General features: G+C 67.6%; 20 protein-coding genes. 9 read left to right on the plus strand and 11 right to left on the minus strand.

Going from position 1 to position 22,793, the window contains the following annotated elements:
- Nucleotides 1–40: 40 nt before the first annotated feature.
- The gene (locus ABUA28_RS02170) at nucleotides 41–949 is read right to left on the minus strand and encodes an alpha/beta hydrolase (RefSeq protein ID WP_349902293.1); all 909 of its coding nucleotides are present in this window, start codon (nucleotides 947–949) and stop codon (nucleotides 41–43) included.
- 101 nt (nucleotides 950–1,050) lie between these two features.
- Here ABUA28_RS02170 and ABUA28_RS02175 point away from each other — a divergent pair, with 101 nt between their 5' ends.
- Nucleotides 1,051–1,506: a MarR family winged helix-turn-helix transcriptional regulator gene (locus ABUA28_RS02175; RefSeq protein ID WP_349902294.1), complete on the plus strand. Its 456-nt coding sequence runs from the start codon at nucleotides 1,051–1,053 to the stop codon at nucleotides 1,504–1,506.
- A gap of 71 nt (nucleotides 1,507–1,577) precedes the next feature.
- Here the strand turns inward: ABUA28_RS02175 and ABUA28_RS02180 are convergent, their stop codons facing one another.
- Nucleotides 1,578–2,321: a phosphoglyceromutase gene (locus tag ABUA28_RS02180; protein ID WP_349902295.1), complete on the minus strand. Its 744-nt coding sequence runs from the start codon at nucleotides 2,319–2,321 to the stop codon at nucleotides 1,578–1,580.
- 128 nt (nucleotides 2,322–2,449) lie between these two features.
- Nucleotides 2,450–3,382 carry a LysR family transcriptional regulator gene (locus ABUA28_RS02185; RefSeq protein ID WP_349902296.1) on the minus strand — a complete coding sequence of 311 codons (933 nt, stop codon included), beginning with the start codon at nucleotides 3,380–3,382 and terminating at the stop codon, nucleotides 2,450–2,452.
- Between the two features lie 117 nt (nucleotides 3,383–3,499).
- On the opposite strand from ABUA28_RS02185, the gene ABUA28_RS02190 reads away from it, so the two are divergent.
- Nucleotides 3,500–6,964, plus strand: coding sequence for a bifunctional proline dehydrogenase/L-glutamate gamma-semialdehyde dehydrogenase (locus tag ABUA28_RS02190; protein WP_349902297.1), 3,465 nt, complete (start codon nucleotides 3,500–3,502; stop codon nucleotides 6,962–6,964).
- A gap of 180 nt (nucleotides 6,965–7,144) precedes the next feature.
- Here the strand turns inward: ABUA28_RS02190 and ABUA28_RS02195 are convergent, their stop codons facing one another.
- Both ABUA28_RS02195 and ABUA28_RS02200 read right to left on the minus strand, forming a co-directional pair.
- Entirely contained in the window at nucleotides 7,145–8,128 is a 984-nt protein-coding gene (locus tag ABUA28_RS02195; protein WP_349902298.1) for a Gfo/Idh/MocA family protein, read from the minus strand.
- Nucleotides 8,125–9,126 carry an N-acetylglucosamine kinase gene (locus tag ABUA28_RS02200; RefSeq protein WP_349902299.1) on the minus strand — a complete coding sequence of 334 codons (1,002 nt, stop codon included), beginning with the start codon at nucleotides 9,124–9,126 and terminating at the stop codon, nucleotides 8,125–8,127. The genes ABUA28_RS02195 and ABUA28_RS02200 overlap by 4 nt, the downstream gene beginning before the upstream one ends.
- 139 nt (nucleotides 9,127–9,265) lie before the next feature.
- Between ABUA28_RS02200 and ABUA28_RS02205 the strand changes: the two genes are divergently transcribed.
- The 6 genes from ABUA28_RS02205 to ABUA28_RS02230 all read left to right on the plus strand — a co-directional run bounded on the left by ABUA28_RS02205 (nucleotide 9,266) and on the right by ABUA28_RS02230 (nucleotide 15,348).
- On the plus strand, nucleotides 9,266–10,186 hold the full coding sequence (locus ABUA28_RS02205) for a MurR/RpiR family transcriptional regulator (protein ID WP_349902300.1): 921 nt from the start codon (nucleotides 9,266–9,268) through the stop codon (nucleotides 10,184–10,186).
- Between the two features lie 2 nt (nucleotides 10,187–10,188).
- The gene (locus ABUA28_RS02210; protein ID WP_349902301.1) at nucleotides 10,189–10,962 is read left to right on the plus strand and encodes an SIS domain-containing protein; all 774 of its coding nucleotides are present in this window, start codon (nucleotides 10,189–10,191) and stop codon (nucleotides 10,960–10,962) included.
- A gap of 76 nt (nucleotides 10,963–11,038) precedes the next feature.
- A complete protein-coding gene (gene ngcE / locus ABUA28_RS02215; protein WP_349902302.1) occupies nucleotides 11,039–12,451 on the plus strand; it encodes an N-acetylglucosamine/diacetylchitobiose ABC transporter substrate-binding protein in 1,413 nt (470 codons plus the stop codon).
- Entirely contained in the window at nucleotides 12,448–13,443 is a 996-nt protein-coding gene (locus tag ABUA28_RS02220) for a carbohydrate ABC transporter permease (protein ID WP_349902303.1), read from the plus strand. Before ngcE ends, ABUA28_RS02220 begins: the two co-directional genes overlap by 4 nt.
- Nucleotides 13,440–14,354 (plus strand): carbohydrate ABC transporter permease, encoded by a 915-nt coding sequence (locus ABUA28_RS02225; RefSeq protein WP_349902304.1) that lies wholly within the window; start codon nucleotides 13,440–13,442, stop codon nucleotides 14,352–14,354. Before ABUA28_RS02220 ends, ABUA28_RS02225 begins: the two co-directional genes overlap by 4 nt.
- Before the next feature lie 73 nt (nucleotides 14,355–14,427).
- Nucleotides 14,428–15,348 carry a hypothetical protein gene (locus ABUA28_RS02230; RefSeq protein WP_349902305.1) on the plus strand — a complete coding sequence of 307 codons (921 nt, stop codon included), beginning with the start codon at nucleotides 14,428–14,430 and terminating at the stop codon, nucleotides 15,346–15,348.
- An 85-nt stretch (nucleotides 15,349–15,433) separates the two neighbouring features.
- Here the strand turns inward: ABUA28_RS02230 and ygfZ are convergent, their stop codons facing one another.
- The 3 genes from ygfZ to ABUA28_RS02245 all read right to left on the minus strand — a co-directional run bounded on the left by ygfZ (nucleotide 15,434) and on the right by ABUA28_RS02245 (nucleotide 18,034).
- Nucleotides 15,434–16,549 carry a CAF17-like 4Fe-4S cluster assembly/insertion protein YgfZ gene (gene ygfZ, locus ABUA28_RS02235; RefSeq protein WP_349902306.1) on the minus strand — a complete coding sequence of 372 codons (1,116 nt, stop codon included), beginning with the start codon at nucleotides 16,547–16,549 and terminating at the stop codon, nucleotides 15,434–15,436.
- Nucleotides 16,539–17,135, minus strand: a complete 597-nt coding sequence (locus tag ABUA28_RS02240; protein WP_349902307.1) for an FABP family protein — start codon at nucleotides 17,133–17,135, stop codon at nucleotides 16,539–16,541. The genes ygfZ and ABUA28_RS02240 overlap by 11 nt, the downstream gene beginning before the upstream one ends.
- A 158-nt stretch (nucleotides 17,136–17,293) precedes the next feature.
- Complete coding sequence (locus tag ABUA28_RS02245; RefSeq protein ID WP_349902308.1) at nucleotides 17,294–18,034, minus strand: SDR family oxidoreductase; 741 nt, start codon at nucleotides 18,032–18,034, stop codon at nucleotides 17,294–17,296.
- A gap of 133 nt (nucleotides 18,035–18,167) precedes the next feature.
- Between ABUA28_RS02245 and ABUA28_RS02250 the strand changes: the two genes are divergently transcribed.
- Nucleotides 18,168–19,025, plus strand: coding sequence for a helix-turn-helix domain-containing protein (locus ABUA28_RS02250; protein ID WP_349902309.1), 858 nt, complete (start codon nucleotides 18,168–18,170; stop codon nucleotides 19,023–19,025).
- Nucleotides 19,026–19,036: 11 nt separating this feature from the next.
- On the opposite strand, the gene ABUA28_RS02255 is transcribed toward ABUA28_RS02250, so the two are convergent.
- The 3 genes from ABUA28_RS02255 to ABUA28_RS02265 all read right to left on the minus strand — a co-directional run bounded on the left by ABUA28_RS02255 (nucleotide 19,037) and on the right by ABUA28_RS02265 (nucleotide 22,743).
- Complete coding sequence (locus tag ABUA28_RS02255) at nucleotides 19,037–20,635, minus strand: ABC-F family ATP-binding cassette domain-containing protein (RefSeq protein ID WP_349902310.1); 1,599 nt, start codon at nucleotides 20,633–20,635, stop codon at nucleotides 19,037–19,039.
- Nucleotides 20,636–20,825: 190 nt separating this feature from the next.
- Complete coding sequence (locus tag ABUA28_RS02260) at nucleotides 20,826–21,485, minus strand: metal-dependent transcriptional regulator (RefSeq protein ID WP_349902311.1); 660 nt, start codon at nucleotides 21,483–21,485, stop codon at nucleotides 20,826–20,828.
- Nucleotides 21,486–21,489: 4 nt separating this feature from the next.
- A complete protein-coding gene (locus ABUA28_RS02265) occupies nucleotides 21,490–22,743 on the minus strand; it encodes an Nramp family divalent metal transporter (protein ID WP_349902312.1) in 1,254 nt (417 codons plus the stop codon).
- Between the last annotated feature and the right edge of the window lie 50 nt (nucleotides 22,744–22,793).

Raw genomic sequence — 22,793 nt, forward strand, 5'->3', positions numbered from 1 at the left:
ATCCGGAAGAGCAGAACGCCAGACCTCATCGGGTTCTGAGCTACTTGCTGACCAGCGCCGACAGGTGGTCGGCGACGAAGGCGGCCGCGCGGTCGAGCGCGGCGGTCCCCTCGTCGAGGATGCCCGCGAACGCCTGGAACACGTGCGGCACGCCGGGCGTCACGTCCAGGATCACGGCCACGTCATCCGCGGCGGCCTTGACCGCAAGCCTGGTCGCGTCGTCGAGGAGCGCCTCGTGGGACCCGGCCTGGATCAGCAGTGGCGGGAGTCCGCTGAGGTCGGCGAAGATCGGGCTCACGAGCGGATCGGTTGCATCGGCGCCGGAGCCGGAGAGGTAGTCTCCGACTCTCGTGCGGATCGCCGCCGCGGTGATGTTCGGGTCGATGCCCACCCTGGTGGTGAAGCTGTCGCCCGAGACGGTGAGGTCGGTCATCGGCGAGAACAGCAGGGCGGCAGCGGGCATCGGGAGTGACTCCGACTTCCCCGCGATGAGCAATTCGACGGCAAGGTTGCCGCCGGCCGATTCGCCGGACACGATCACGTCGGCGCTGCCGACCTCCGCAAGGAGCGCCCGATACGCCGTCGTGACAACTCCGAGGGCGGCAGGGAACGGATGCTCGGGCGCAAGCGGGTACTCGATCGAGACCGCGCGCATCCCGGTCTTCCTGGCCAGGCTGGACGCGAGCCCAACGGAGCCGCGCGCGGAGCCGACCGCGAATCCGCCGCCGTGGATGTGGAAGATGGTGCCTCGCGGCGCAATGCCGTCGATGTCGACGTAGATGACGGGGACGCCGCCGAGCTCACCCGGCGTCATCCGCACGTCGTCCGGGAGTGGCTGCGACGTCAACATCTCCTCGAGGAGCGGGCGATGAATTGCGACGTCACCGCCGAGGTCGAACGGTGCGTCGCGGAGGATCTGGTCTACGAGGTCGCGCTGCTGGATGGTCATGATGTTCTGCCTTAGGTGTGTAGTTGGTGTGCCGAAATCGACAGGCTTTAGCTTAGCACTAATCTATTTATCAGTAAGCTACTTGCACCTAATGTATATTGATGGGCAACGAAAGGACGGTGGCCGTGACTGACGCGCGCACTGTGTTCGACGATCTGATCCGCTTCGAGACGATCGCCTGGGGAGCCGTCGATGCCAGGCTTCAGGCCGAGCGAGGCCTGACGGCGTCGAGCTTCAACCTCATGCTCGTCATCGATGCGACCCCGCTGTGTCGCGTCTTCGACATAGCGGAAGCCGTCGCCATCACCGTTGGCGGGGCGAGCCAGGCCGTCGACCGGCTCGAGAAGGCCGGATACTGTCGTCGCACGCCGCATCCGGATGACCGGCGGTCGTCGATCGTCGAACTCACGCCGACCGGGGTCGAGGCACTCCGCGCGGCCGAGCCCGTCTTCGACGACGAACTGGCGCGGCTCATCACCGCGCCGCTGTCGACAGCGCACCTCTCACAGTTCGGAAGTGCGCTGAACACCCTCCGGCGCTCGGCCCATACGCCGTGAGGTCTGGCACTCTGCTGCTCCCGGGCATCCGGAAGAGCAGAGTGCCAGACCTCAACGGTGAAGTGGGAGGGCTACTTTTTGCCTTGAGCTGCCACCGCTGCTGCGCCCGCGGCCGCAGCCTCGGGGTCGAGGTAGCGACCAGGCGCGACCGGCATGAAGTCGTCGCCCAGTTCGTAGACGAGCGGGATGCCGGTGGGGATGTTGAGCTCGGCGATGTCGGCATCCGAGATGCCGTCGAGGTGCTTCACGAGCGCGCGCAGCGAGTTGCCGTGCGCCGTGACGAGAACGGTCTTGCCCGCGGCGAGGTCGACGGTGATGTCTGACTGCCAGTAGGGCAGCATCCTGGTTACGACATCCTTGAGGCACTCCGTGCGTGGAAGGTCGGTTCCGAGCCCGGCGTAGCGCGGGTCGTGCGCCTGGCTGAACTCGCTGTCGTCGTCGAGCGCGGGCGGCGGAACATCATAAGAGCGACGCCAGGTCATGAACTGCTCCTGCCCGAACTCGGCGAGGGTCTGCGCCTTGTCTTTGCCCTGCAGCGCACCGTAGTGGCGCTCGTTGAGGCGCCAGCTGCGCTTGACGTCGATCCAGTCGCGGTCGGCGACATCCAGGGCGATGTTCGCGGTGTGGATTGCGCGCTTGAGCACGCTCGTGTACTGGATGTCCGGCAGGATTCCGGATGCCGCGAGCAGCTCACCCGCGCGCCTCGCCTCCTCGCGCCCCTGGTCGCTGAGGTCGACGTCGACCCAGCCCGTGAACAGGTTCTTCTGGTTCCAGTCTGAGTTACCGTGGCGAAGGAGAACGAGGGTAAAAGTCATGCCGACAGTTTATCGAAAGGCGCGCGACGTCAGATCCCGCCGCCCGTGACCGAAAGGGAGGAGAAAATGGCGCAGGGGCACAGAATTCCCCTCCATTTGGCGCGGAGCTGGGGGAACTTCCGCGGCTCTCAGCTCGCAGTAGGCGAGCCAGCCACCACGACACCCGCCGCCACGTCGTGCGCGGCCTGCAGCAGCACAGCCCGGCTGGCGATGATCGCCGGGCGGTTGCGGGCGGCCTTGCGGGTCGAGGTAAAGACGCTGCGGTGCGGGTCGCCCGCCAGGCGGATGAGCTCGACGGTGGGCGTGCGGCCCACCCAAACCAGGTCGGGCAGGATCGCCACCGCGTTGCCTGACTCGATGAGCTGGATGTGCGTCTGCAGGTCAGGGGTCTCGAAGCGCACGTCCGGCTCGAACCCGGCCTGGCGACAGGCCTGCTCCGACCAGTGTCTGGAGGCCGTGCCGTGGGGCTCCATGACCCACGGCATCCGGGCGGCGTCGGCAACGGAACGGATGCCGAGGCCGAAGTGCGCCGGCGGCACCCCGAGCCGCAGCGCATCCGACACGAGTGGCTCCCGGTCGAGCTCTGGAAGCCTCGGCGCCGCGTGCCCCGGATACTGCTCTGCGACGACGAGATCGAAGTCGCGCGTCCAGGTCTCGAACAGCGCGGACTCGGGCTCGCGCTGGGTCACCTCGACGCGCAGTTCCGGATGCTCGCGGCCGATGATGGCGAGCGCGGCCGGCAGCAGGGCGAGCACCGCCGACTGAAACACGGCCAGCCGCACCGTGCCGGCGACGAGGGACAGCGACGCCGCCATGTCGGCCTCGGCGAGCTCGAGCTGGTTGAGGATGGCCGTCGTGTGTTCGACGAGCACCTCGGCCTGCGGGGTGAGCCGTAGGCGCCTGCCGGTCTTGCGCAGCAGCTCGACGCCCACCTCCTTCTCGAGCAGGCTCAGCTGCTGCGACACCGAGGACGGGCTGTAGCTGAGCGCGGCAGCCACCTCGGCGAGAGTGCCGCGGATCTGCAGTTCGCGCAGCAGCCGCAGTCGTCGTACGTCCAGCATCGATTCTCCAAAGCATCAGTTTTTCCGATGGATATCCATCGAAGATGTTCGATTTATCTAATGCCTAGCGTGACACATACTGGGCAAATACGACATCGATTTTCCCGAAGGGGTGGGATGACCATGGCTGCCGACGACGTCACGACACTGGATCACACGCTCGCAGACTCCGCGATTGCTCTCGCAACCCGCTGGGTGCACGACGGAGCGCACGCACCAGCGGACCCCGCGGCCGAGCGCCTCGCCGGGGTGCTCAAGGACCCGCACGGACTCGACTTCACCATCGGGTTCGTCGATCGCGTCGTGCGCCCGCACGACCTGCACGTCGCGGGCAGGAACCTGCGCGCGGTCGCAAAGATCACCCCGCGCTTCCTGCCCTGGTACATGCGGTTCGCCATCTGGCTCGGCGGCGTCTTCGGTCCGATCCTGCCCGGCATCGTCGTGCCCATCTCCCGCAGCGTGCTGCGCCGGATGGTGGGCCACCTCATCGTCGATGCCACGCCCGCGAGGCTCGGGCCCGCCATCGCGAAGCTGCGCTCCAGAGGTGCGCGCCTCAACCTCAACCTGCTCGGCGAGGCCGTGCTCGGCGAGGGCGAGGCCGCCCGCAGGCTTGAGGGTACGAAGGCTCTGCTCGCCCGTGACGACGTCGACTACGTCTCGATCAAGGTCTCTTCCGTGGTGAGCCAGCTCTCGATGTGGGCGTTCGACGAGGCCGTCGACGAGATCGTGCACCGCCTCACCCCGCTGTTCGAGCTTGCGGCCGCTGCCCCGACCCCCAAATTCATCAACCTCGACATGGAGGAGTACAAGGATCTCGACCTGACCATCGCGGTCTTCCAGCGCATCCTCGACCAGCCGCAGCTGCTCACGCTCGAGGCGGGAATCGTGCTGCAGGCCTACCTGCCGGATACCCTCGGCGCCCTGCAGGGTCTGAACGGGTGGGCATCCGCTCGTGTCGCACAGGGTGGCGCCGCGATCAAGGTGCGCCTCGTCAAGGGTGCGAACCTCGCCATGGAGCACGTGGACGCCGCCATGCACGGATGGCCTCTCGCGACGTGGGCCTCCAAGCGGGAAACCGACACGAACTATCTGCGCGTGCTCGACTGGGCCCTCACGCCCGAGCGCACCGCGAGCGTCAAGATCGGCGTCGCGGGCCACAACCTCTTCGATGTCGCCTTCGCCTGGCTGCTCGCGGGCGAGCGCGGGGTGCAGGACCGCGTCGAGTTCGAGATGCTGCTCGGCATGGCGACCGGGCAGGCGGACGCCGTCACGCGCGAGGTGGGTGGGCTGCTGCTCTACACACCCGTGGTTCGCCCGAGCGAGTTCGACGTCGCGATTGCCTACCTCATCCGTCGTCTGGAGGAGAACGCGAGCGAGGACAACTTCATGTCCGCCGTGTTCGAGCTCGACAGCGACCAGGCACTGTTCGAGCGCGAGCGCGACCGCTTCCTCGCCTCCGTCGCCGGTCTCGCCGAGAGCGAGCCCGCCCCGAACCGCACGCAGGATCGCACCGTCGCGCTCGCGCCGCAGGAAGCACGCGGCTTCCACAACGAGCCGGACACCGACCCGGCCATCGCGGCGAACCGGGCGTGGGGGCGCGCCATCCTGTCCCGGGCGAAGAACTCCACGCTCGGCACAGCGGCGATCGAGCAGGCAATGATCTCGGATGCCGAAACCCTCGGCCGCACGATCGTGGCGGCCGCGAAGGCCGGTGCAGCCTGGGGTGCCCTGCCCGCGAGCGAGCGAGCACGCATCCTTCACCGCGCCGGACGGGAGCTCGCCGCCAGCCGAGCCGACCTCATCGAGGTCATGGCGAGCGAGACCGGCAAGACCATCGCGGAGGGCGATCCCGAGGTGAGCGAGGCCACCGACTTCGCCCACTACTACGCGGAGCAGGCGCTGTTGCTCGAGCAGGTCGACGGCGCGAGATTCACGCCGTTCGCACTCACCGTGGTCACGCCGCCGTGGAACTTCCCGGTCGCCATCCCGGCCGGGTCCGTGCTGGCGGCGCTCGCGGCCGGCAGTGCCGTGATCATCAAGCCCGCCGCTCTCGCCCAGCGCTCCGGCGCCGTCATGGTCGAGGCACTCTGGCGCGCGGGGGTGCCGAAGGACGTGCTCACTCTCGTTCAGCTGAGCGAGCGGGACTTCGGGCAGCAGCTCGTGTCGCATCCGCTCGTCGACCAGGTGATTCTCACCGGCGGCTACGAGACCGCGGAGCTGTTCCGCTCCTGGCGGCCCGACCTCCGTCTGCACGCGGAGACGAGCGGCAAGAACACCATCATCGTCACGCCGAGCGCGGACTTCGACCTCGCTGCCGCGGACATCGTGAAGTCTGCCTTCGGGCACGCGGGGCAGAAGTGCTCTGCCGCGAGCATCGCGATTCTTGTCGGGTCGGTCGCGCAGTCCCCGCGCTTCCTCGGACAGCTCGTCGACTCGACGACCTCGCTGAGAGTCGGCTATCCGCAGAGCGCCACGAGCCAGATGGGGCCGATCATCGAGCCGGCGAACGGCAAGCTGCTGCGCGCGCTGACGACGCTCGGCGACGGCGAGCGATGGCTCGTCGAACCGAAACAACTCGACGACAGCGGCATGCTCTGGTCGCCCGGCATCCGCACCGGCGTGAAACCCGGCTCCGAGTTCCACCTGACCGAATACTTCGGACCCGTGCTCGGGATCATGCACGCTGCCACCCTCGCCGAGGCGATCGAGCTGCAGCGCGCGATCGACTACGGCCTCACCTCCGGGCTGCATTCGCTCGACCCCGCGGAGCTCGCCCAGTGGCTCGACGGCGTCGAGGCCGGCAACCTCTACGTGAACCGCGGCATCACCGGCGCCATCGTGCAGCGCCAACCCTTCGGCGGCTGGAAGCGTTCAAGCGTCGGCGCGGGCGCCAAGGCGGGCGGCCCCAACTACCTCTTCGGTCTCGGACAGTGGACCCCGGATGCCGCCGCCGCGGCTCCAGAAGAATGTCGCCTCGCCCCCGCGGTGGGCTCCCTGCTTTCCGCCGCCATGCCCGACCTCGACGCGGAGCAGTGGACGTTCGTACACGCCTCGGCGCTGCGAGATGCTATGGCCTGGGCGAGCGAGTTCGGCATCGTGCGCGACCCGTCCGGCGTGGGCGTCGAACGCAACCTGTTCCGCTATCTGCCGATGCCGGTCACCGTGCGGCACAGCCTGGGTAGCCCGTTCGCGGAGCTCGTGCGCGTGCTCGCCGCGGCGAGGCTCGCCGGGTCGGAGGTGCAGCTGAGCTCGGCGGTTCCACTGCCCGCGGGGCTCGCGGCGGAGCTTGCCTCTGGGCCCGCGTCTGGGCCCGGCGCGGTGAACGTCACGGTCGAGACCGAGGGGGACTGGCTCGCGCGGGCGGGCCGGGAGGAGCTGGCGACCAGTCGCATCCGGCTCATCGGAGGAGACCGCACGGCCTTCACCGAGGCGACCGGCGGCAACCCGGATCTCGCGGTCTACGCCTCGCCGGTGACTGCCGCCGGGCGCGTAGAGCTGCTGCCGTTCCTGCACGAGCAGGCGATCAGCATCACCGCCCACCGCTTCGGTAACCCGGACGGGCTCTCGGTCGGCGTCATCTGACCGCAGAGCTGCAGACCACCGGCCGGAACGCATCATGGGCACGACCGAAGCGTTCCGGTCGGCCTCACCCCGGATGGAGCACGCCAACGCAGGATGGATTGTGAAACGCCGGGGAAAATTGCCAGATTTCGTGGCGTGTCCCCAAATCTCCGACGTTAGCCATGGCTCCGAGCGCGAACGCTAGGAGCGGACCGCGACCGGCGCACCGCTCGCGAGCGACTCCCTCGCCGCAAGCGCCACGGCGAGCGCGAGCACCGCATCCTCCGCTGGACAGAGTTCCGGCCTCGTACCACTCCGCACGCAGTCCAGGAAGTACTGTGCCTGGCGCGCGTAGGGGTTTGTGGTCTCCACTCGACGATGCTCCACCGCGTCCGTCATCAGCAGAAAGCTGTCGTTCCCGGGCGCCACGACGCCCGTCGGCGCACCGGCGAATCGGTGCTCGGCGAGACCCTCGCTGCCCAGCACCTCGATGGACGAGGAGAAGGGAAACTCCGGCGGCATCCCCATGAAGGAGAGCACCCGGCCCCTGCCCCCGCCCTCGTAGTCGACCACGACGTCGACCGGGCCACCCGGCGACGCCCGATGCGCGGACACCGTGTGCGGCCGCCCAAGAAGAAGATTGAGCTGGTCGAAATCATGGATGGCGAAGTCGACGACCATCCCGCCGGACTTCGATTCGTCGTGCCACCAGGTCGACGGCCCGGGCGCGGCGCTGAGCCGTTCGGCCCGCACAGTGAGCACCTCGCCGAGCTCTCCGGTCTCCACCCGCTGGCGGATCGCACGATAGCCGTCGAAGAAGCGCACGACGTGGGCGACCATGAGGTTGCCGAGGCTCCGCTCCGCCGCCTCCGTGACCGCGCGCGCGTCGATGAGAGACAGCGCGATCGGCTTCTCGAGCAGCACGTTCCTGCCCGCGTCGAGGCAGCGGATGGCGAGGCCTGCGTGCGTGGGAGTCGGCGTGCAAATGGAGACGATGTCGACATCCGGATCGGCCAACACGATATCGAGGTCGGTCACGAAGCGCGCGACGGGTGCATCGACGATCGGCACGGGCGTTCCCGGGGCACAGATATACCGGATGCTGTCGCCGAGCCCGATCTCGTTCCAGGCCCTTGCGTGGGCGCGGCCCATGGCGCCCTGGCCGACGATCGCGATCGTGGTCATGCCGGGTCGGCCTTCGCGCTCAACGCGGCCACCCCCGCTCGCAGCCGCAAGAACAGCGCATCGTCGACGGTGACGCCCGCCTGCCGGAGTCCGAGCACGGCGGCCCCAACCGTGCCATCCGCCACGGGGATGAGTTCCGCGCCCCGCGCGGCATCGGACAGCCTGGCCGTGAAGATCTCGGGCGCGACCCGTAGCCCCGCGGCAAGGATGCTGCCTCCCGTGACGATGGGTCCGTCATCGTCCGCGCCGCGGGTGGCCTCGAGTAACCGCGCGAGGGAATCCGCGGCATCGAGCAGAATCCGTTCGGCGACCGCGTCATCCCTCAGCTCGAACGCGAGGGGAGCGAGACGGGCGAGCTCGACCGGTCTCGACTCGTAGAGCTTCCCCATGAGGTTGATCAGTGCGGGTGGGCGCCCGCGCAGGCGCCCTTCTTCATGATCGATCCCGAAGGAGGAGAGCACGGCATCGGTGAGCGCGGTCGCCGGACCCAGCCCGTCGAGTGCGGCCACCACGGCCCGTGCGACCCGCTGCCCAATCCAGAAACCAGATCCGTCATCGCCCAGGAGCCAGCCGGTTCCCCCGCGGGTGAAATCCAACACTCCCCCGGCTATGCGGCCCGCGACTGTGCCCGTTCCTGCGATGAGCGCGGACCCCCCGCTCTCGATCGTGCCGGAGTAGAACGTGCCAAGTAGGTCGGGCTGCAGGCTGGGTTCTGCGGCGAAGCCGAGCGAGGCGAGCCTGGCCGCGAGGCGAGTCACGAACGGGCCTGAGACCGAACCCGCGAGCGAGATGACAGCAAAGGACCCTGGCTCCGTGGTGCCGAAGGAGGCGCGCGCACGCTCGGCGGCCAGGCCCAGCTGCTCGACCGCGGCATCCGTTCCCGCTGCCGTGGGATTGCCCGTTCCCGCGCGCCCGTAGCCGAGACAGCGCCCCTCCGCGTCGAGCACGACGGCACGCGTGGAGGTACCCCCGGCATCCATCGCGAGAATCGTCGGCATCGTTACCTTTTCGAAATAGCTGTTGGCGTGAAGCACACTGTAGTGTAAGAATGATTTTCACGTAACTCCAATGATGGAGAAAGGGATTCTCACAATGACGTCAGCCCAGAACGCTGGGTCCGAAGGAACCGCCGCGGGCGTGTCCAATCGAATCCAGTCGCGGCTGCCCGAGATGTCCGGGGTCATGTCGAAGATCGCCCACTACCTGCTGGAGAATCCCCAGGCTCCCCTCAAGCTCTCCATCGGCAAGCTCGCGGAACACGCCGGCACCTCCGCCGCCACCGTGACCCGCTTCTGTCGGATGCTCGGCTATGCCGGATACGCGCCGTTCCGGGTGAGCATCGCCACCGACTTCGGCCGCAGCACCGCGCGGGACTCCTGGAAGACGGACATCGGTCGCGAGTTCGGACCGGATGACCCCCCGGCAGACGTGCTGAGCACCCTCGTCAACGCCCACTCCCGCACGCTGCGCGAGACCGCGGCCACCATCGACCTGCCCACCATGAAGGTGATCTCCAAGCGCATCGCGGCGAGCCACCACGTCGACATCTACGGCGTCGGCGGAAGCGCCATGCTCGCGGATGAGATGCAGGCGAGGCTCTATCGCATCGGCGTCAACACCCACGTCTGGTCTGAGGTACACGCCGGGCTCACGAGCGCGGCCATCCAGAACAAGCACTCCGTGGCTATCGGGATCTCCAACACCGGGCGCACCGAGGAGACCATCCAGATGCTCGGCGAAGCCGGCCGCGCCGGAGCCCTGACCGTCGCCGTCACCAACAACCCGACATCCCCCATGGCCGAGGCCGCGGACCTGAGCATCGTGACCTCGGTGTACGAGCGGTTCCTGCAACCCGATGACCTCTCGGCCAAGCACGCACAACTGCTCGTACTCGATCTGCTGTACCTGCTCGTCGCGCAGGAGAACTTCGCGCGCACGACCGACAACCTCGCGGCATCCGCCCTGGCCGTCTCGACCCACAGGCGACCGAGCCGCTCCTCGAGCGCCGTCAGGCACGACAAAGAATCTCACCAGTCCGAAGAAAGTATCGAGGAGTAACAGTGTCAGAACCATCAGCGCAGTCCGCCCTGATCAGCAGCTATACGGATGGCGTGCTGTCGCGCCTGCACGACCTGGCTGCGACGGCGGACGCCGGCGGGTTCGACGCGGCGATCGACATCCTCGTCACCGCGATCGAGCGCGGCGGAGTCATCCAGGCCTTCGGCACCGGCCACTCCGAGGCCTTCGCGATGGAGATCGCGGGTCGCGCCGGCGGCCTCATCCCCACCAACAAGATCGCGCTGCGGGATGTCGTGCTGCGCGGAAGCCTCGGACTCGATGCCCTGAGCGGCGGCTCCCTCGAACGCAATCCGGACATCGCGGACGAGCTCTACGCGCTCACCCCGGTCGGGCCGGACGACGCCTTCATCATCGCGTCCAACTCGGGGGTCAACGGCTCCATCGTCGGTCTCGCGATCGCGGCGAAGAACCACGGACATCCGGTCATCGCCGTCACGAGCCTCGATCACACCATGAAGGTCGAGCCCAAGCATGCGAGCGGCAAGCGGCTGCGGGACGTCGCGGATGTCGTGCTCGACAACCTGGCCCCCTACGGCGACGCGACCCAGGAGCTGTCGAGCGGCGTTCCCGTCGGCGCCGTGTCGTCCATCACGGCCGCGTACATCGCCCAGGTGCTCACCATCGGCGTCGCGGAGCGGATCGCGGCGACCGGCACCACCCCTCCGCTCTACATCTCGGCAAACATCCCGGGCGGCGACGAGCACAACCGCGCGCTCGAAGCGCTCTACGAAGGCAAGTTCAACCGCACCGCCTGACCCCTCGACTTATTCCCCAGAACAGTACGAACCCAACAGATCGAGTAACCAAGAGAAATGGAAGGCAGCAGAACTCATGTCCATTAAAGAAACACCTCTCCAGCGGCGCGATTTCCTTCGCGGCGCTCTCATCACGGCACTGGTCATCCCCGCAGGAGGCGTACTCGCGTCGTGCGCGGGCTCAGGGACCGGAACCACCGGCAACGCAGCCGGCGGAAAGAAGACGGCCAAGAACCCCTTCGGCATGGCAGCCAACTCGACCGTCGACGCGGTCATCTTCAAGGGCGGATACGGCATCGACTACGCCAACTTCGCCGCGAAGATCGAGGAGAAGGCGCAGCCGGGCTCCAAGGTCAAGGTCACTGCGCAGACCAACATCTCGCAGACCCTGCAGCCGCGCTTCGTCGCCGGCAACCCACCGGATGTCATCGACAACAGCGGTGCGAACCTGATCGGTATCAACACGATCCGCGACCAGCTCGCTGACCTCACCGATGTCATCGAGGCCAAGAACCTCGAGGGCAAGGTCATCAAGGACACTCTGTTCGGCGGCGTCATCGCGCCGGGAACCTTCGACGGCAAGTTCGTGCAGCTCAACTACGTGCTGACCGTCTACGCCATCTGGTACTCGGCGTCCCTGTTCGAGGCGAACGGCTGGACCGTTCCGAAAACGTATGCAGAGATGCTCGACCTCGGCGCTCAGGCGAAAGCCAAGGGCAAGTACCTGCTCGGCTGGGGCAAGGAGGCCGCGACCTATTACCAGACCATGGCCATCGGCTCGGCGATCAAGGAGGGCGGCGACGACGTGCGCCTCGCCCTGGAGAACCTCAAGCCGGGCTGCTGGTCGCTCGGACCGGTGCAGGATGTCTTCAACGGCCTCAAGAAGATCATCGACGCCGGCTACGTGAAGCCCGGCGGTGCCGGTACTCAGTTCACCGCCGCGCAGGCACAATGGAGCAACGACGAGGACTTCATCCTTTACCCGTCCGGCGGATGGATCGAGAATGAGATGAAGAAGAACACCAAGGACGGGTTCAAGATGACCGGTGCCCCGGAGCCGACCGTGACCAGTTCATCCAAGATGCCCTGGTCCGCGCTGCACTCCACCGCGGGCGAGGGCTACATCGTTCCGTCGCAGGGCAAGAACGTCGCCGGTGGCAAGGAGTTCCTGCGCGCCATGCTCTCGCATGACGCCGCGGTCAACTTCGCCAAGACGACATTCTCCTCCACCATCGTGAAGGACACGGTCCCGGCCGACGGCTTCGGCTCGACCGCGCTCGTCTCCCAGGTGAAGATGCTCGGCGACGCGGGAGACAACGTGTTCTCCTGGAACTTCGTCGACCTGTACGGCATGAACGTCGATCAGCTCGTCGTCTGGAACACCTTCCTTCAGGGTGGTTCGGACGTCAAGACGCTCACGGCCGGCCTGCAGGCCATCACCGACAAGGTCGCGAACGACTCCTCGGTGAAGAAGGTCACTGTCAAGTGACAGTCACTCCCATCACCGGGCCGGGCGGCGGTAGAAGTACCGCCGCCCGGCGGTGGAGCCGCAAGGACCTGACCTTCGACAAGATCAGCTTCATGGTCGTGTTCCTGGCGCTCCCGGTCATCGGCTACATCGTGTTCGTGGTGTCGCCGTTCATTCAAGCGGCCTATTACTCGCTGACGGACTGGTCGGGCTTCACGCCCAACATGAACTTCATCGGCGTCTCCAACTACGTGAAGCTGTTCCAGGACGGCACCTTCATGAAGGCGATCGGCAACAGCGTGACGCTCGCGATCGTGCTGCCGCTCGTCACCCTCGTGGTCGCCCTCATCTTCGCGACCCTCGTGACCATCGGCGGCCCGTCGCAGGGCGCCATCCGCGGCCTGCGCTACTCCAGCTTCTACCGCGTCATCTCCTTCTTCCCCTACGTGATCCCGGCCATCGTCATCGGCCTCATCTGGGCGCAGGTATACGACCCCAACAACGGAATCCTCAACGGCTTCCTCACCCTCATCGGGCTCGAGAACTTCCAGTCGTTCGCCTGGCTCGGCGTGCTCGGGGTCGCGATGCCCGCCGTGATGTTCGTCATCGTCTGGGGACTCATCGGCTTCTACATGGTGCTGTTCATCGCGGCGATCAAGGGCGTCCCCGCCGAGATCTACGAGGCCGCGAGGATCGACGGAGCCGGGCGTTTCCGCACCGCCGTGACCATCACCATCCCGCTCATCCGCGACACCGTGCAGACCGCGTACATCTATATGGGCATCCTCGCGCTCGACGCCTTCGTGTACATGGCAGCCCTGGAGTCCGGCGGCGGCCCGTCCAACTCGACCCTCGTGATGTCGCAGCAGCTGTTCAGGACCGCCTTCACCAAGGGCCAGTTCGGCTACGCCTGCGCCATGGGCGTCATGCTCGCGGTGATCACGCTCGCGTTTGCAGCAGTCGTATTTCTGGTGAGCAAGCTCACCGGCGGAAACAATGACGTGGCCGAATGACAACCAGATCTCTCACCACCGAAGCCATCGTGACCCGCGCGGGTGGCATTCCCATCCCCACAGGTCGCAGGACTAAGCCCAGCCGAACCGACCGGTTCGTCGGCGGCGCATCGCATACCGTTCTGACGCTCTGGTCGCTCATCGTCATCCTGCCGATGCTGTGGGTCGTGCTCTCCTCGTTCAAGACGACGAAGGAGATCTACGCCTCCCCGTTCTCACTGCCCAAGGTGTGGAACTTCGACAACTACGTGAACGCGTGGACGACTTCGGGCATCGGCGGTTTCTTCGTCAACACGATCATCGTCGTGTTCGGCGCCCTGATCCTGACGATGCTGTTCGGCTCGATGTCGGCGTACGTGCTCGCGCGCTTCCAGTTTCCCGGAAGCCGCGCGCTGTACTACCTGATGCTCGCGGGGCTGACCTTCCCCATCTTCCTCGCGATCGTTCCGCTGTTCTTCGTGCTCCGCAGCATCGGACTGCTCAACACGCTGCCCGGGTTGATCATCACGTACACGGCGTTCGCCTTTCCCTTCACTGTTTTCTTCCTCGTGTCGTTCTTCAAGTCGCTGTCGAACTCCATCGCGGAGGCCGCGGCGATCGATGGCGCGGGCGAATGGCGCACCTTCTTCCAGGTGATGCTGCCGATGGCGAGGCCGGGGCTCGCGACGGTCGCGATCCTCAACTTCGTCGGCCTGTGGAACCAGTTCCTGCTGCCGATTGCGCTGAACACGGATCCGGATAAATACGTGCTGACCCAGGGAATGGCGCAGTTCGCCTCGCAGGCAGGCTATTCGGTGGATGCGGGCGCGCTCTTCGCCGCCGTCGTCATCACGGTCATCCCCGTGCTCATCGTCTACCTGATCTTCCAGCGCCAGCTGCAGGGATCGGTCTCGCAGGGCACCAACAAGTAGCTTGCCCGGCAGGCCGCTCGGTCGGCTGGGGATAGTTTGCGCGAGTCGGCGGCAAGATCGGGATGCTGGCTGAATGCATGCACCGAAACGACTTCCGCCCGAGTTGGATGGGAGACCGTTCACTTTCCGCGACGCACTCACGCGTGGGGTCACCCGCGAGCGCACCCGATCGAGCGATCTCGACCGGCCGTTTCGCGGCATCCGTGCACCACAAGCCCCCGATCGGTCGTTCCTCCAATCGTGTGAGGCGTACGCGGCGGGCATGGCGGACGACCAGTACTTCAGTCACCTCACCGCGGCACGGCTGCTGGGGCTTCCACTCCCGTGGAGACTTCAGGATTCGTCTCTGCTTCATGTCACGTCGAAATTGCCGCGCCGCGCCCCACGAGCACGCGGTGTCGTCGGCCACCACGCTGAACCGGAACGCGTGCACGGCGCTACCGTCGAGGGCCTTCGAATCACCTCCGCGATTCAGACCTGGTGCGACCTTGCGACCGTGCTGTCGGTGCGAGAGCTGATTGTCATCGGAGATGCCCTGGTCCGACGGAAGCAGCCGTTGGCGACCCTCGCCGAACTACGACAGGCGGTTGAGGGATGGGGTGGCCGACGAGGCGCGCGCAAACTGCGAGAGGCGCTCGAGGCAGTGCGAGCGGGTGTGGACTCCCCGAAGGAAACCGAGGTGCGGCTGATCATCGTGGGAGCCGGGCTTCCGGAACCCAGCGTCAACGCCACGATCAGGAACGCGCGCGGCGAGTTCATCGCGCTTGGCGACCTGGTCTATCTCGGGTACCGCATCCTCGTTGAGTACGACGGTGCGCACCATTTCGCCGGGGATGAACAGTTCTACAAGGACATCGATCGGCTCGACGCGGTGATGGAAGAGAAGTGGCGCGTGGTCCGGCTCAACAAGACGCATCTCCGGCGCCCCGAGGTCATCGTGGCCAAGGTCCGCACGGCTCTCCTGGCGTCGGGCTGGCACCCGGATATCCGCTGAACGGTCCGCGAGATGCCAGTTGTGGGGGTCATTCGTCGCGGATGACCCCCACAACTGGCATCTCGCGGAACAGGGAGGGCGGGGGCTAGCGGCGGACGGCGCCCAGGCGCGGGAGGCGAGGGACGTTGGCCTCGGCCCCGGCATCGGGCGGCACGATAACCTCCTGCGCGGCGGCGATACGGATGCCGCCCGCCAGCACCACAAGATCGGCCAGCGGATCGACGGTGCGCTTGACCACCGCGAGCGCGATCGGTCCGAGCTCGTGGTGCTGCGCGGACGAGGTGACTGTTCCCACGACCGTGTCGCCGTCGGCGCCCGGTAGCGCGACGCTGTCTCCGTGGACGGGGAGCACGGCATCCGACCCGTCGAGGTGAAGCATCACGAGGCGGCGGGGCGGATGTCCGAGGTTGTGCACCTTGGCGACCGTCTCCTGCCCGCGGTAGCAGCCTTTGGTGAGGTGCACGGCGGAGCGCAGCCAGTCGAGTTCGTGCGGGATGGTGCGTTCGTCGACCTCTGCGGCGAAGCGCGGACGCCAGGCCGCGATCCGCAGCGCCTCGAGCGCGAGCATTCCGGCAACGGGCAGCGCGGCGGCCGCGCCCTGGTCCTCGCGGCGCAGGAGCACCTCGCGATAGGGAAAGTCTGCGGAGGGATGCTCGGCCACGGGCGAGTACTGGTAGCCGCCGACGCCGACGCTCGCCCACGGGTCGCGCCACACCAGCGGCACCCCGTTCGGCGCCGCGACCGGCAGCTCGAACTCGCCGAGCGTTCCCACGGTGACGTAGTCGGCCGAGCGGTCGGCGAGCTCGACGCGCAGCGTGAACCTCATGCTGTTCAGCCAGGCCAGCAGCGACTCGGCATCCACACGCTCGACGAGCATCCACAGGGTCTCGCCGTCGTCGACGAGGCGGATGTCGTGCTCGACCCGGCCGTTCGGGTCGAGGATGAGCGTCTCACTCGAGACCCCCGGCGCAAGCCTCGCGATGGACTGGCTGCTGATCGAGTCCAGCCAGCTGAGGCGGTCAGGGCCCGTGATGGTCAGGACGGAGCGGTGCGAGAGGTCGACCACGGCCTCTCCCGCCGAGAGGGCGCGCTGCTCAGGAACCGGGTTGCCATAGTGTACGGCGACGCCGGCATCCGCATCCGTTCCCTCGACCGCCCCGGGCAGCGAGAGAAAAACGCTCGGCGCCACGTCAGTCGACACGGCCGAGCCGTCCAGAGGCGTGAGTGGCGAGCGGCTGCCCGAAGGCCGCGATGTCCCAGGCCCAGAGCAGGTGGCTCTCGACCAGGCCGTACATGCGGGTGGATGCGCTGTGCGCCTTGGCGGTGGAGGAGCGCAACACGGCATCCGTCGCGAGGTCGATGCGCGCGCCTCGCACCTGGCCGAGGTAGAGCTCGCTCACGCCGCCCGGGTGCAGGATCGACACCTCGATGTCGAATCCGCCTTCTGCATTGCGCAGCGTCTCGACGGCCTCTGCCGTGACGAAGGGCCGGGGTCCGATGCCGGGAAGCATGCCGGGGCCGGGGTCGGCATCCGTCGGCGCGCGACCGATGCGCCAGTAGCCGGTCTCGGTGGCGAGGGGCGTGTGGTCCTCATCGAGCAGCCAGGTGTACGAGGTGTAGTTGAGGTAGGGCAGGCCATCGTGGCTGAAACTCAGGCGTTGGCCGAACTCGTGATTGCGGATGTCGTCGCCGACCGCGTAGTTGACGACGCCGCTGCCTTCCCACACTCCGAGCAGCCAGGAGAGCGGCACCAGCTCCGAGGGCAGGGTGTCATCGAGTTCGATCATGACGAGCTCTGGTTAGCTCTGACCCCGGAAGAGGTTGTAGACAACGACGACCGAAACGTACCCGATGGCGAGCGTGGCGAGCACCAGCAGGCCGACGAAGAAGAGTTCCAGCGCGAGATACATGGCTTGATTCTATGCCAGTTGCGGCCGTGGCGGGGTCAGCGCCCCGGAAGGGAGCTCAGCGCCTGCGACCGACGCTCGAGGAGTTCTGCGTAACTCCCGTCGCGTTCCGCCCACCGGAGTGCGAGCGCGGCCGTGACCACGATCTCGTTCGGCGTCGGGCTCTCGGTGGCGAGGCCGGTGACCTCGTCGAGAAAACTCTCCAGCGGCAACGCGGCGGGGTTCACCTTCTCCTGACCGGCAGTCGCTACAGCCGGCGGAACGAGCTCGGTCACGTCGACACCGGTGCCCGCAAGCTGCGCGCGGAGCGATTCCGTGTAGGCGTGCACCCCGGCTTTGGACGCACCGTAGCTGGCCATGAGCGGGAACGGCAGGAAGGCGATGCCCGAGCTGACGGTGATGATGTTCGCACCGCCGCGACTGATGAGGTGTGGCGTGAACGCGTCGATCACCCGGATGGTTCCGAGCAGGTTGACCTCGATGGTCGTCTCCGCCTGGATGCCGTGCGCGGGGTCGCGAAGATCTTCGATGAGCATGACACCCGACATCGTGACGAGGACATCCAGGTCAGGATGATCCGCAAGCACCTGGTCGCGCGCCCGAGCGATCGACGCGGAGTCGGTGACGTCGATCTGCACCGTCTCGAGGTCGTGGACCCGGTCAGTGTTGCGCCCTCCGACGATCACGGTGCTGCCCGCTGCGGCGAACCGTCGCGCAAAACCGAGGCCGATGCCCGAGGTGCCGCCGACGATCAGAACGGTGCGATTGGTGATGTCCATGGTGTTCTTGTCTCCATCCGTTTTCGATACCTCCGAATCATCACGCCGGGTCCCGGGGGTGAGAAAGGTCTCCGTTGTTCCGGGGAGCAGCGGGGCCCCTCTCCGGCGTCGCGCGCGGGCTAACGTGAGACCCATGGATGACGATGGCCAGGAGAATCGGCTCGGCACCTACCTGAGGGCTCGCCGGGCGCTGGTCACGCCCGAGCAGCTGGGCATCCCCGCCGGGTCCCACCGTCGCGTGCCGGGGCTGCGGCGCGAGGAGGTCGCGCTCCTGACGGGAATCAGCGCCGACTACTATCTCAGGCTCGAACGCGGGCGAGACAGGAGTCCGTCCCTGCAGGTGCTCGAGTCCCTGGCTCGGGTACTGCAACTGGATGCGGTCGAAGCCGACTATCTGTTCGGTCTCGGCAGCCCTCATCCCCGCGCGCGGCGGCAGCGTCGAACCGAACGCGTGCCTGCCCGGCTGCACGATCTCCTCGGGGCGCTCGAGGTTCCCGCGTTCATCGAGGGCCGCTACTTCGACGTGCTCGCGTCGAACTCGCTCGCCGTCGCCTTTTCTCCCCGTCTCATCCCCGGCCACAACCGGCTGCGGTCGCTGCTCCTGGACCCGGAGGAACGCGCGTTCCAGAGCGACTGGGACTCGGCCGTGGCCGACTTCGTCGCGACGTTCCGCCGGGCCATCGGCGACGACACGAGCGACACCCGCGCGGTTGAACTGGTCGGAGAACTCTCGCTCGCGAGCGCGCGGTTCCGCACCCTGTGGGCCAGGCACGACGTGCGGCAGCTCACGGGCGGCACGACGACGGTCAACCACCCCGAGGTCGGCACGATGAGCCTGCACAGGGAGAAGCTCCCCGTCGACGGCCTCATCCTCGTGCTGTACTACCCCGTCGAAAACAGCGACAGCGCTGAGAAGCTTCGTCTCCTCGGCCTGGTGCCGCACGAGACGACGACTGCGGATCCTGCTGCCTCATCGCGACGCGAGCACTGAAGCGGGCCCGGTCACTCCAGCGACCGTTTCTGCCGCGCGTTTCCGGCCGCGTCCAGCTCGATGATCGTGTCGACGGCGAGCCGCTCGAGGAACGCGTGATCGTGGCTCACGACGATGATCGCGCCGCGGTAGGCGTCGAGTGCCTGGGCGAGCTGCTCGACGCTCGCGATGTCGAGATTGTTGGTCGGCTCGTCGAGGATGAGCAGCTGCGATGTCGGCTCGGCCAGGAGGAGCCTCGCGAGCGCGACCCGAAACCGCTCACCGCCGGAAAGGGTCGAGATGGGGCGATCGACGCTGTCGCCGCGCAGCAGGAGCCTCGCCAACTGGTTGCGGATGTCGCCCGGGGCCATGCCCGGAGCGACCGATCGCACGGCGTCGAGCGCGCTTGCCGCGTCATCCAGGCCGTCGAGGCGCTGCGGCAGATAGCCGAAACGATCGGTGAGCAGGGTGCCGTGCGCTCGCCCGGGCGCCCGCCCTCCCCCGCGCACGAGCTGGTCGAGCAGCGTCGACTTGCCCGCGCCGTTAGGGCCGACGATGGCGACGCGCTCCGGGCCCTGCACGATGAAGGTGCGGTCGTCATCCGTGATCTCCGCGAGCCTGCGCCCGCGCGGAACGTCCGGGTCCGGGAGCACCAGGCGGATGTGCTCGTCGTCTCGCACGCGCGCATCCGCTGCGTCGAGCACGGCCTGCGCGACCGATACCCGGCCGTCGAGCGTCGTGCGCAGCGATCCGGCGGATCCCTGCGCCCTGCTCTTCAGCACGCCGGCGACGATCTTCGGGATGCCGCCGTCGCGCTGGACCTTCTTCGCCGTGCGTTCCCGGCGCGCAAGCATGGTCTCCGCCTCGATGCGCTGGCGCTTCTCGACCCTGAGGGACTGCTTGGCCGCGCGGGCCGCCTGCGACGCGGCCTCCTGCTCCTGGTCCAGGCGCGCCTTCCACTGGCTGTACGGGCCACCGAAGGTGTCGAGGCGGGCGGCGTGCAGTTCGGCCGTGCTGTCCATCCGTTCCAGCAGCTCGAGGTCGTGGCTGACGACGACGAGCGTGCCAGGCCAGCTGTCGATGAGACCGGCGAGCGTCGTGCGCGTCGGCCGATCGAGGTTGTTGGTCGGCTCGTCGAGCAGCGTGATCGAGGTGCGCCGGATGCGCAGGCCGGAGATGGCGATGAGCATCGCCTCCCCACCAGAGACCTCCGCGACGTTTCGGCCGAGGTCGACGGATCCGAGTCCGATTGCGTGCAGTGCCTCGTCCGCGCGCGCCTCGATGTCCCAGTCGTCGCCGACCGCGTCGAAGTGCCGCTCGTCGACATCACCCGCCTCGATCGCGCGCAGTGACGCGAGGGTGTGGTCGATGCCGAGCAACTCGGCAACGGTCGTGGTGCCGCCGAGGGTGAGCGTCTGCGCGAGGTAGCCGACGTCGCCGACCGTGTCGATCTGGCCGGAGGTGGGCGTGAGGATGCCCGCGACGAGACGCAGGAGCGTGGACTTGCCCGCACCGTTGCGCCCGACCAGCCCGGTGCGGCCGGCCATGAAGGTTCCGTTCAGGTGTTCGAGAGCGATGCTGCCGTCGCTCCACTGAAAGCTCAGGTCCCTGAGGGTGATGACTGAAGACATGACAAATCCGTTCTGACCGCGGGTGTGGCCCGGGGCGGGGAAAGTAGACAAGGACGACTCGACCGGGTCGAGATCCACACGGGGCGCAGAGCGCGCTCACTCGGCGTGGAGGCCACCGATCGGTGGCTAGATTCTGTCTACTTCGATCTTCATGGGAACCAGTGTACCCAAGCGGATGGAACGGCCCGGGTCAGCGTGGCACGACGATGACGGCCCCAGCGCCGGCCCGCTGGAGCGCGAGCTCGCTCTCCGGCAGCGCGATGCGGGTCTCGCTCGTGCCGTCGCGCCCAAGCACCTCCAGCGCGACACCCGTGACGAGCCCGGCCGCCTCGAACACCGCCAGTTGCGCGGAGTCGTCGTCGGAGATCCGCGCGACACGGTAGTGCCCGGGCTCGGCGTCCCGCACGCGGAGCGCTCCGGCCGGGTAGTCGACCTCGCCCGCGCGATTCGGGATGGGGTCGCCATGCGGGTCGGTGCGCGGGTGGCGGAGCAGCGCATCCATTCGGTCGATCATGAGGTCGGAGACGGCGTGCTCGAGCGTCTCCGCCTCGGCATGCACCTCGTCCCAGCTGTACTCGAGCCGGGCGACGAGAAAGGTCTCGATCAGGCGGTGACGCCGCACGACCGCGACGGCATGCTTCTCGCCGAGCGGGGTGAGGCCGATCGGGCGATACGGCTCGTGCTCGAGGAGGCCCTGGCCGACGAGGCGCTTGACGGTGTCAGACGCGGATGCCGTCGACGTGCCGAAGCGCGCGGCGAGCGCCGTGATCGTGACCGGGTCTCCACCCCATTCGCGCGCGGACCAGATCGCCTTGAGGTAGTCCTGGGCGGTACTGGAGATCACGTCCATTCGCTCACTCCTGCCCTGAGACGATCAGCCAGACGAGCAGAACGTTCAGCAGCACGATCGCCACGGTGACGGCGATCGTCATGAGCCGCAGCGGCATCCGGTTCGCGAAGGCGCCCATGACCTGCCGCCTGCTCGTGAGCCAGGCCAGCGGGATGAGCGCGAACGGGATGCCGATCGACAGGAACACCTGGCTCAGCACGAGCGCGCGCGTCGGATCGAACCCGGTCGCGAGAATGGCGAGCGCCGGGATCGCGGTGACCGCCCGCCGGGCCAGGAGCGGCACGCGCACCCGGAGCAGGCCATCCATGATCGTCGCGCCCGCATAGCATCCGACCGAGGTGGAGGCGAGGCCGGATGCGAGCAGGCCGATCCCGAACACGACCCCGATGACCGGGCCGAGCGCGGTTTCGATCGCGGCGTGGGCGCCCTCGATCGACTCCGTTCCCGCGACGCCGGACAGCGACGCCGCCGCGAGCAGGAGCATCGCGATGTTCACAGAGCCGGCGATCACGAGGGCGATGAGCACGTCGACGCGGGTCGCGGACAGCAGGCGCCTGATGCGCGACGGGTCCGTGGTCACGCCGTGCCGATCCCGCACGAGCGAGGAGTGCAGGTAGATCGCGTGCGGCATGACCGTCGCGCCGAGCATGCTCGCGGCGAGGAGCACCGTGCCCGTCCCCTCGAAGCGCGGCACGATGCCCGCGGCGGTCTGCGACCAGTCGACCGGGCTGACCAGGACGCCCGCCACGAAACCGACCGCGATGATCGCCAGGAGCGCCATCACCACGAACTCGAATGGGCGCTGCCCGCGCCTGGACTGCACCGCGAGGATGACCATCGAGACCACTGCGACGATGATTCCGCCGAGCACGAGCGGCAGGTCGAAGAGGATCTGCAGCGCGATCGCGCCACCGATCACCTCGGCCAGGTCCGTGGCCGCGGCGACGAGCTCCGCTTGCGCCCAGTAGAGCAGGCGGCCGGCCCGCGGCATCCGATCTCCGAGCAGTTCGGGCAGGCTGCGCCCGGTGACGAGGCCGAGCTTCGCCGAGAGGTACTGGATGACGACGGCCATGACGTTCGCGACGACGAGCACCCAGACGAGCAGGTAGCCGTACTCCGCGCCCGCGGACAGGTTGGCCGCGACATTGCCCGGATCGACATAGGCAATGGCCGCGACAAACGCCGGGCCCAGCAGCCGCAGCAGGCGCCGCTCGGGCGCCGCAACGGAGCGTGTACTGCCCGGTTTCACGGCCGTCATCGTCGACCCCTCAGAATGTTAACCGAGGCTAACATATGGGCGCGGGCGGC

Origin of the sequence: Parafrigoribacterium humi, assembly GCF_040227205.1 — a bacterium.
Taxonomy (GTDB): Bacteria; Actinomycetota; Actinomycetes; order Actinomycetales; family Microbacteriaceae; genus Parafrigoribacterium_A; species Parafrigoribacterium_A humi.

Coding starts and splice junctions, on each gene's coding strand:
- ABUA28_RS02265 (WP_349902312.1), bottom strand. CDS start 22,743: ATGACGGCCGTGAAACCGGGCAGTACACGCTCCGTTGCGGCGCCCGAG.
- ABUA28_RS02245 (WP_349902308.1), bottom strand. CDS start 18,034: ATGGACATCACCAATCGCACCGTTCTGATCGTCGGCGGCACCTCGGGC.
- ngcE (WP_349902302.1), top strand. CDS start 11,039: ATGTCCATTAAAGAAACACCTCTCCAGCGGCGCGATTTCCTTCGCGGC.
- ABUA28_RS02185 (WP_349902296.1), bottom strand. CDS start 3,382: ATGCTGGACGTACGACGACTGCGGCTGCTGCGCGAACTGCAGATCCGC.
- ABUA28_RS02225 (WP_349902304.1), top strand. CDS start 13,440: ATGACAACCAGATCTCTCACCACCGAAGCCATCGTGACCCGCGCGGGT.
- ABUA28_RS02175 (WP_349902294.1), top strand. CDS start 1,051: ATGGGCAACGAAAGGACGGTGGCCGTGACTGACGCGCGCACTGTGTTC.
- ABUA28_RS02260 (WP_349902311.1), bottom strand. CDS start 21,485: ATGGACGTGATCTCCAGTACCGCCCAGGACTACCTCAAGGCGATCTGG.
- ABUA28_RS02190 (WP_349902297.1), top strand. CDS start 3,500: ATGACCATGGCTGCCGACGACGTCACGACACTGGATCACACGCTCGCA.
- ABUA28_RS02230 (WP_349902305.1), top strand. CDS start 14,428: ATGCATGCACCGAAACGACTTCCGCCCGAGTTGGATGGGAGACCGTTC.
- ABUA28_RS02255 (WP_349902310.1), bottom strand. CDS start 20,635: ATGTCTTCAGTCATCACCCTCAGGGACCTGAGCTTTCAGTGGAGCGAC.
- ABUA28_RS02240 (WP_349902307.1), bottom strand. CDS start 17,135: ATGATCGAACTCGATGACACCCTGCCCTCGGAGCTGGTGCCGCTCTCC.
- ABUA28_RS02180 (WP_349902295.1), bottom strand. CDS start 2,321: ATGACTTTTACCCTCGTTCTCCTTCGCCACGGTAACTCAGACTGGAAC.
- ABUA28_RS02200 (WP_349902299.1), bottom strand. CDS start 9,126: ATGCCGACGATTCTCGCGATGGATGCCGGGGGTACCTCCACGCGTGCC.
- ABUA28_RS02250 (WP_349902309.1), top strand. CDS start 18,168: ATGGATGACGATGGCCAGGAGAATCGGCTCGGCACCTACCTGAGGGCT.
- ABUA28_RS02195 (WP_349902298.1), bottom strand. CDS start 8,128: ATGACCACGATCGCGATCGTCGGCCAGGGCGCCATGGGCCGCGCCCAC.
- ABUA28_RS02170 (WP_349902293.1), bottom strand. CDS start 949: ATGACCATCCAGCAGCGCGACCTCGTAGACCAGATCCTCCGCGACGCA.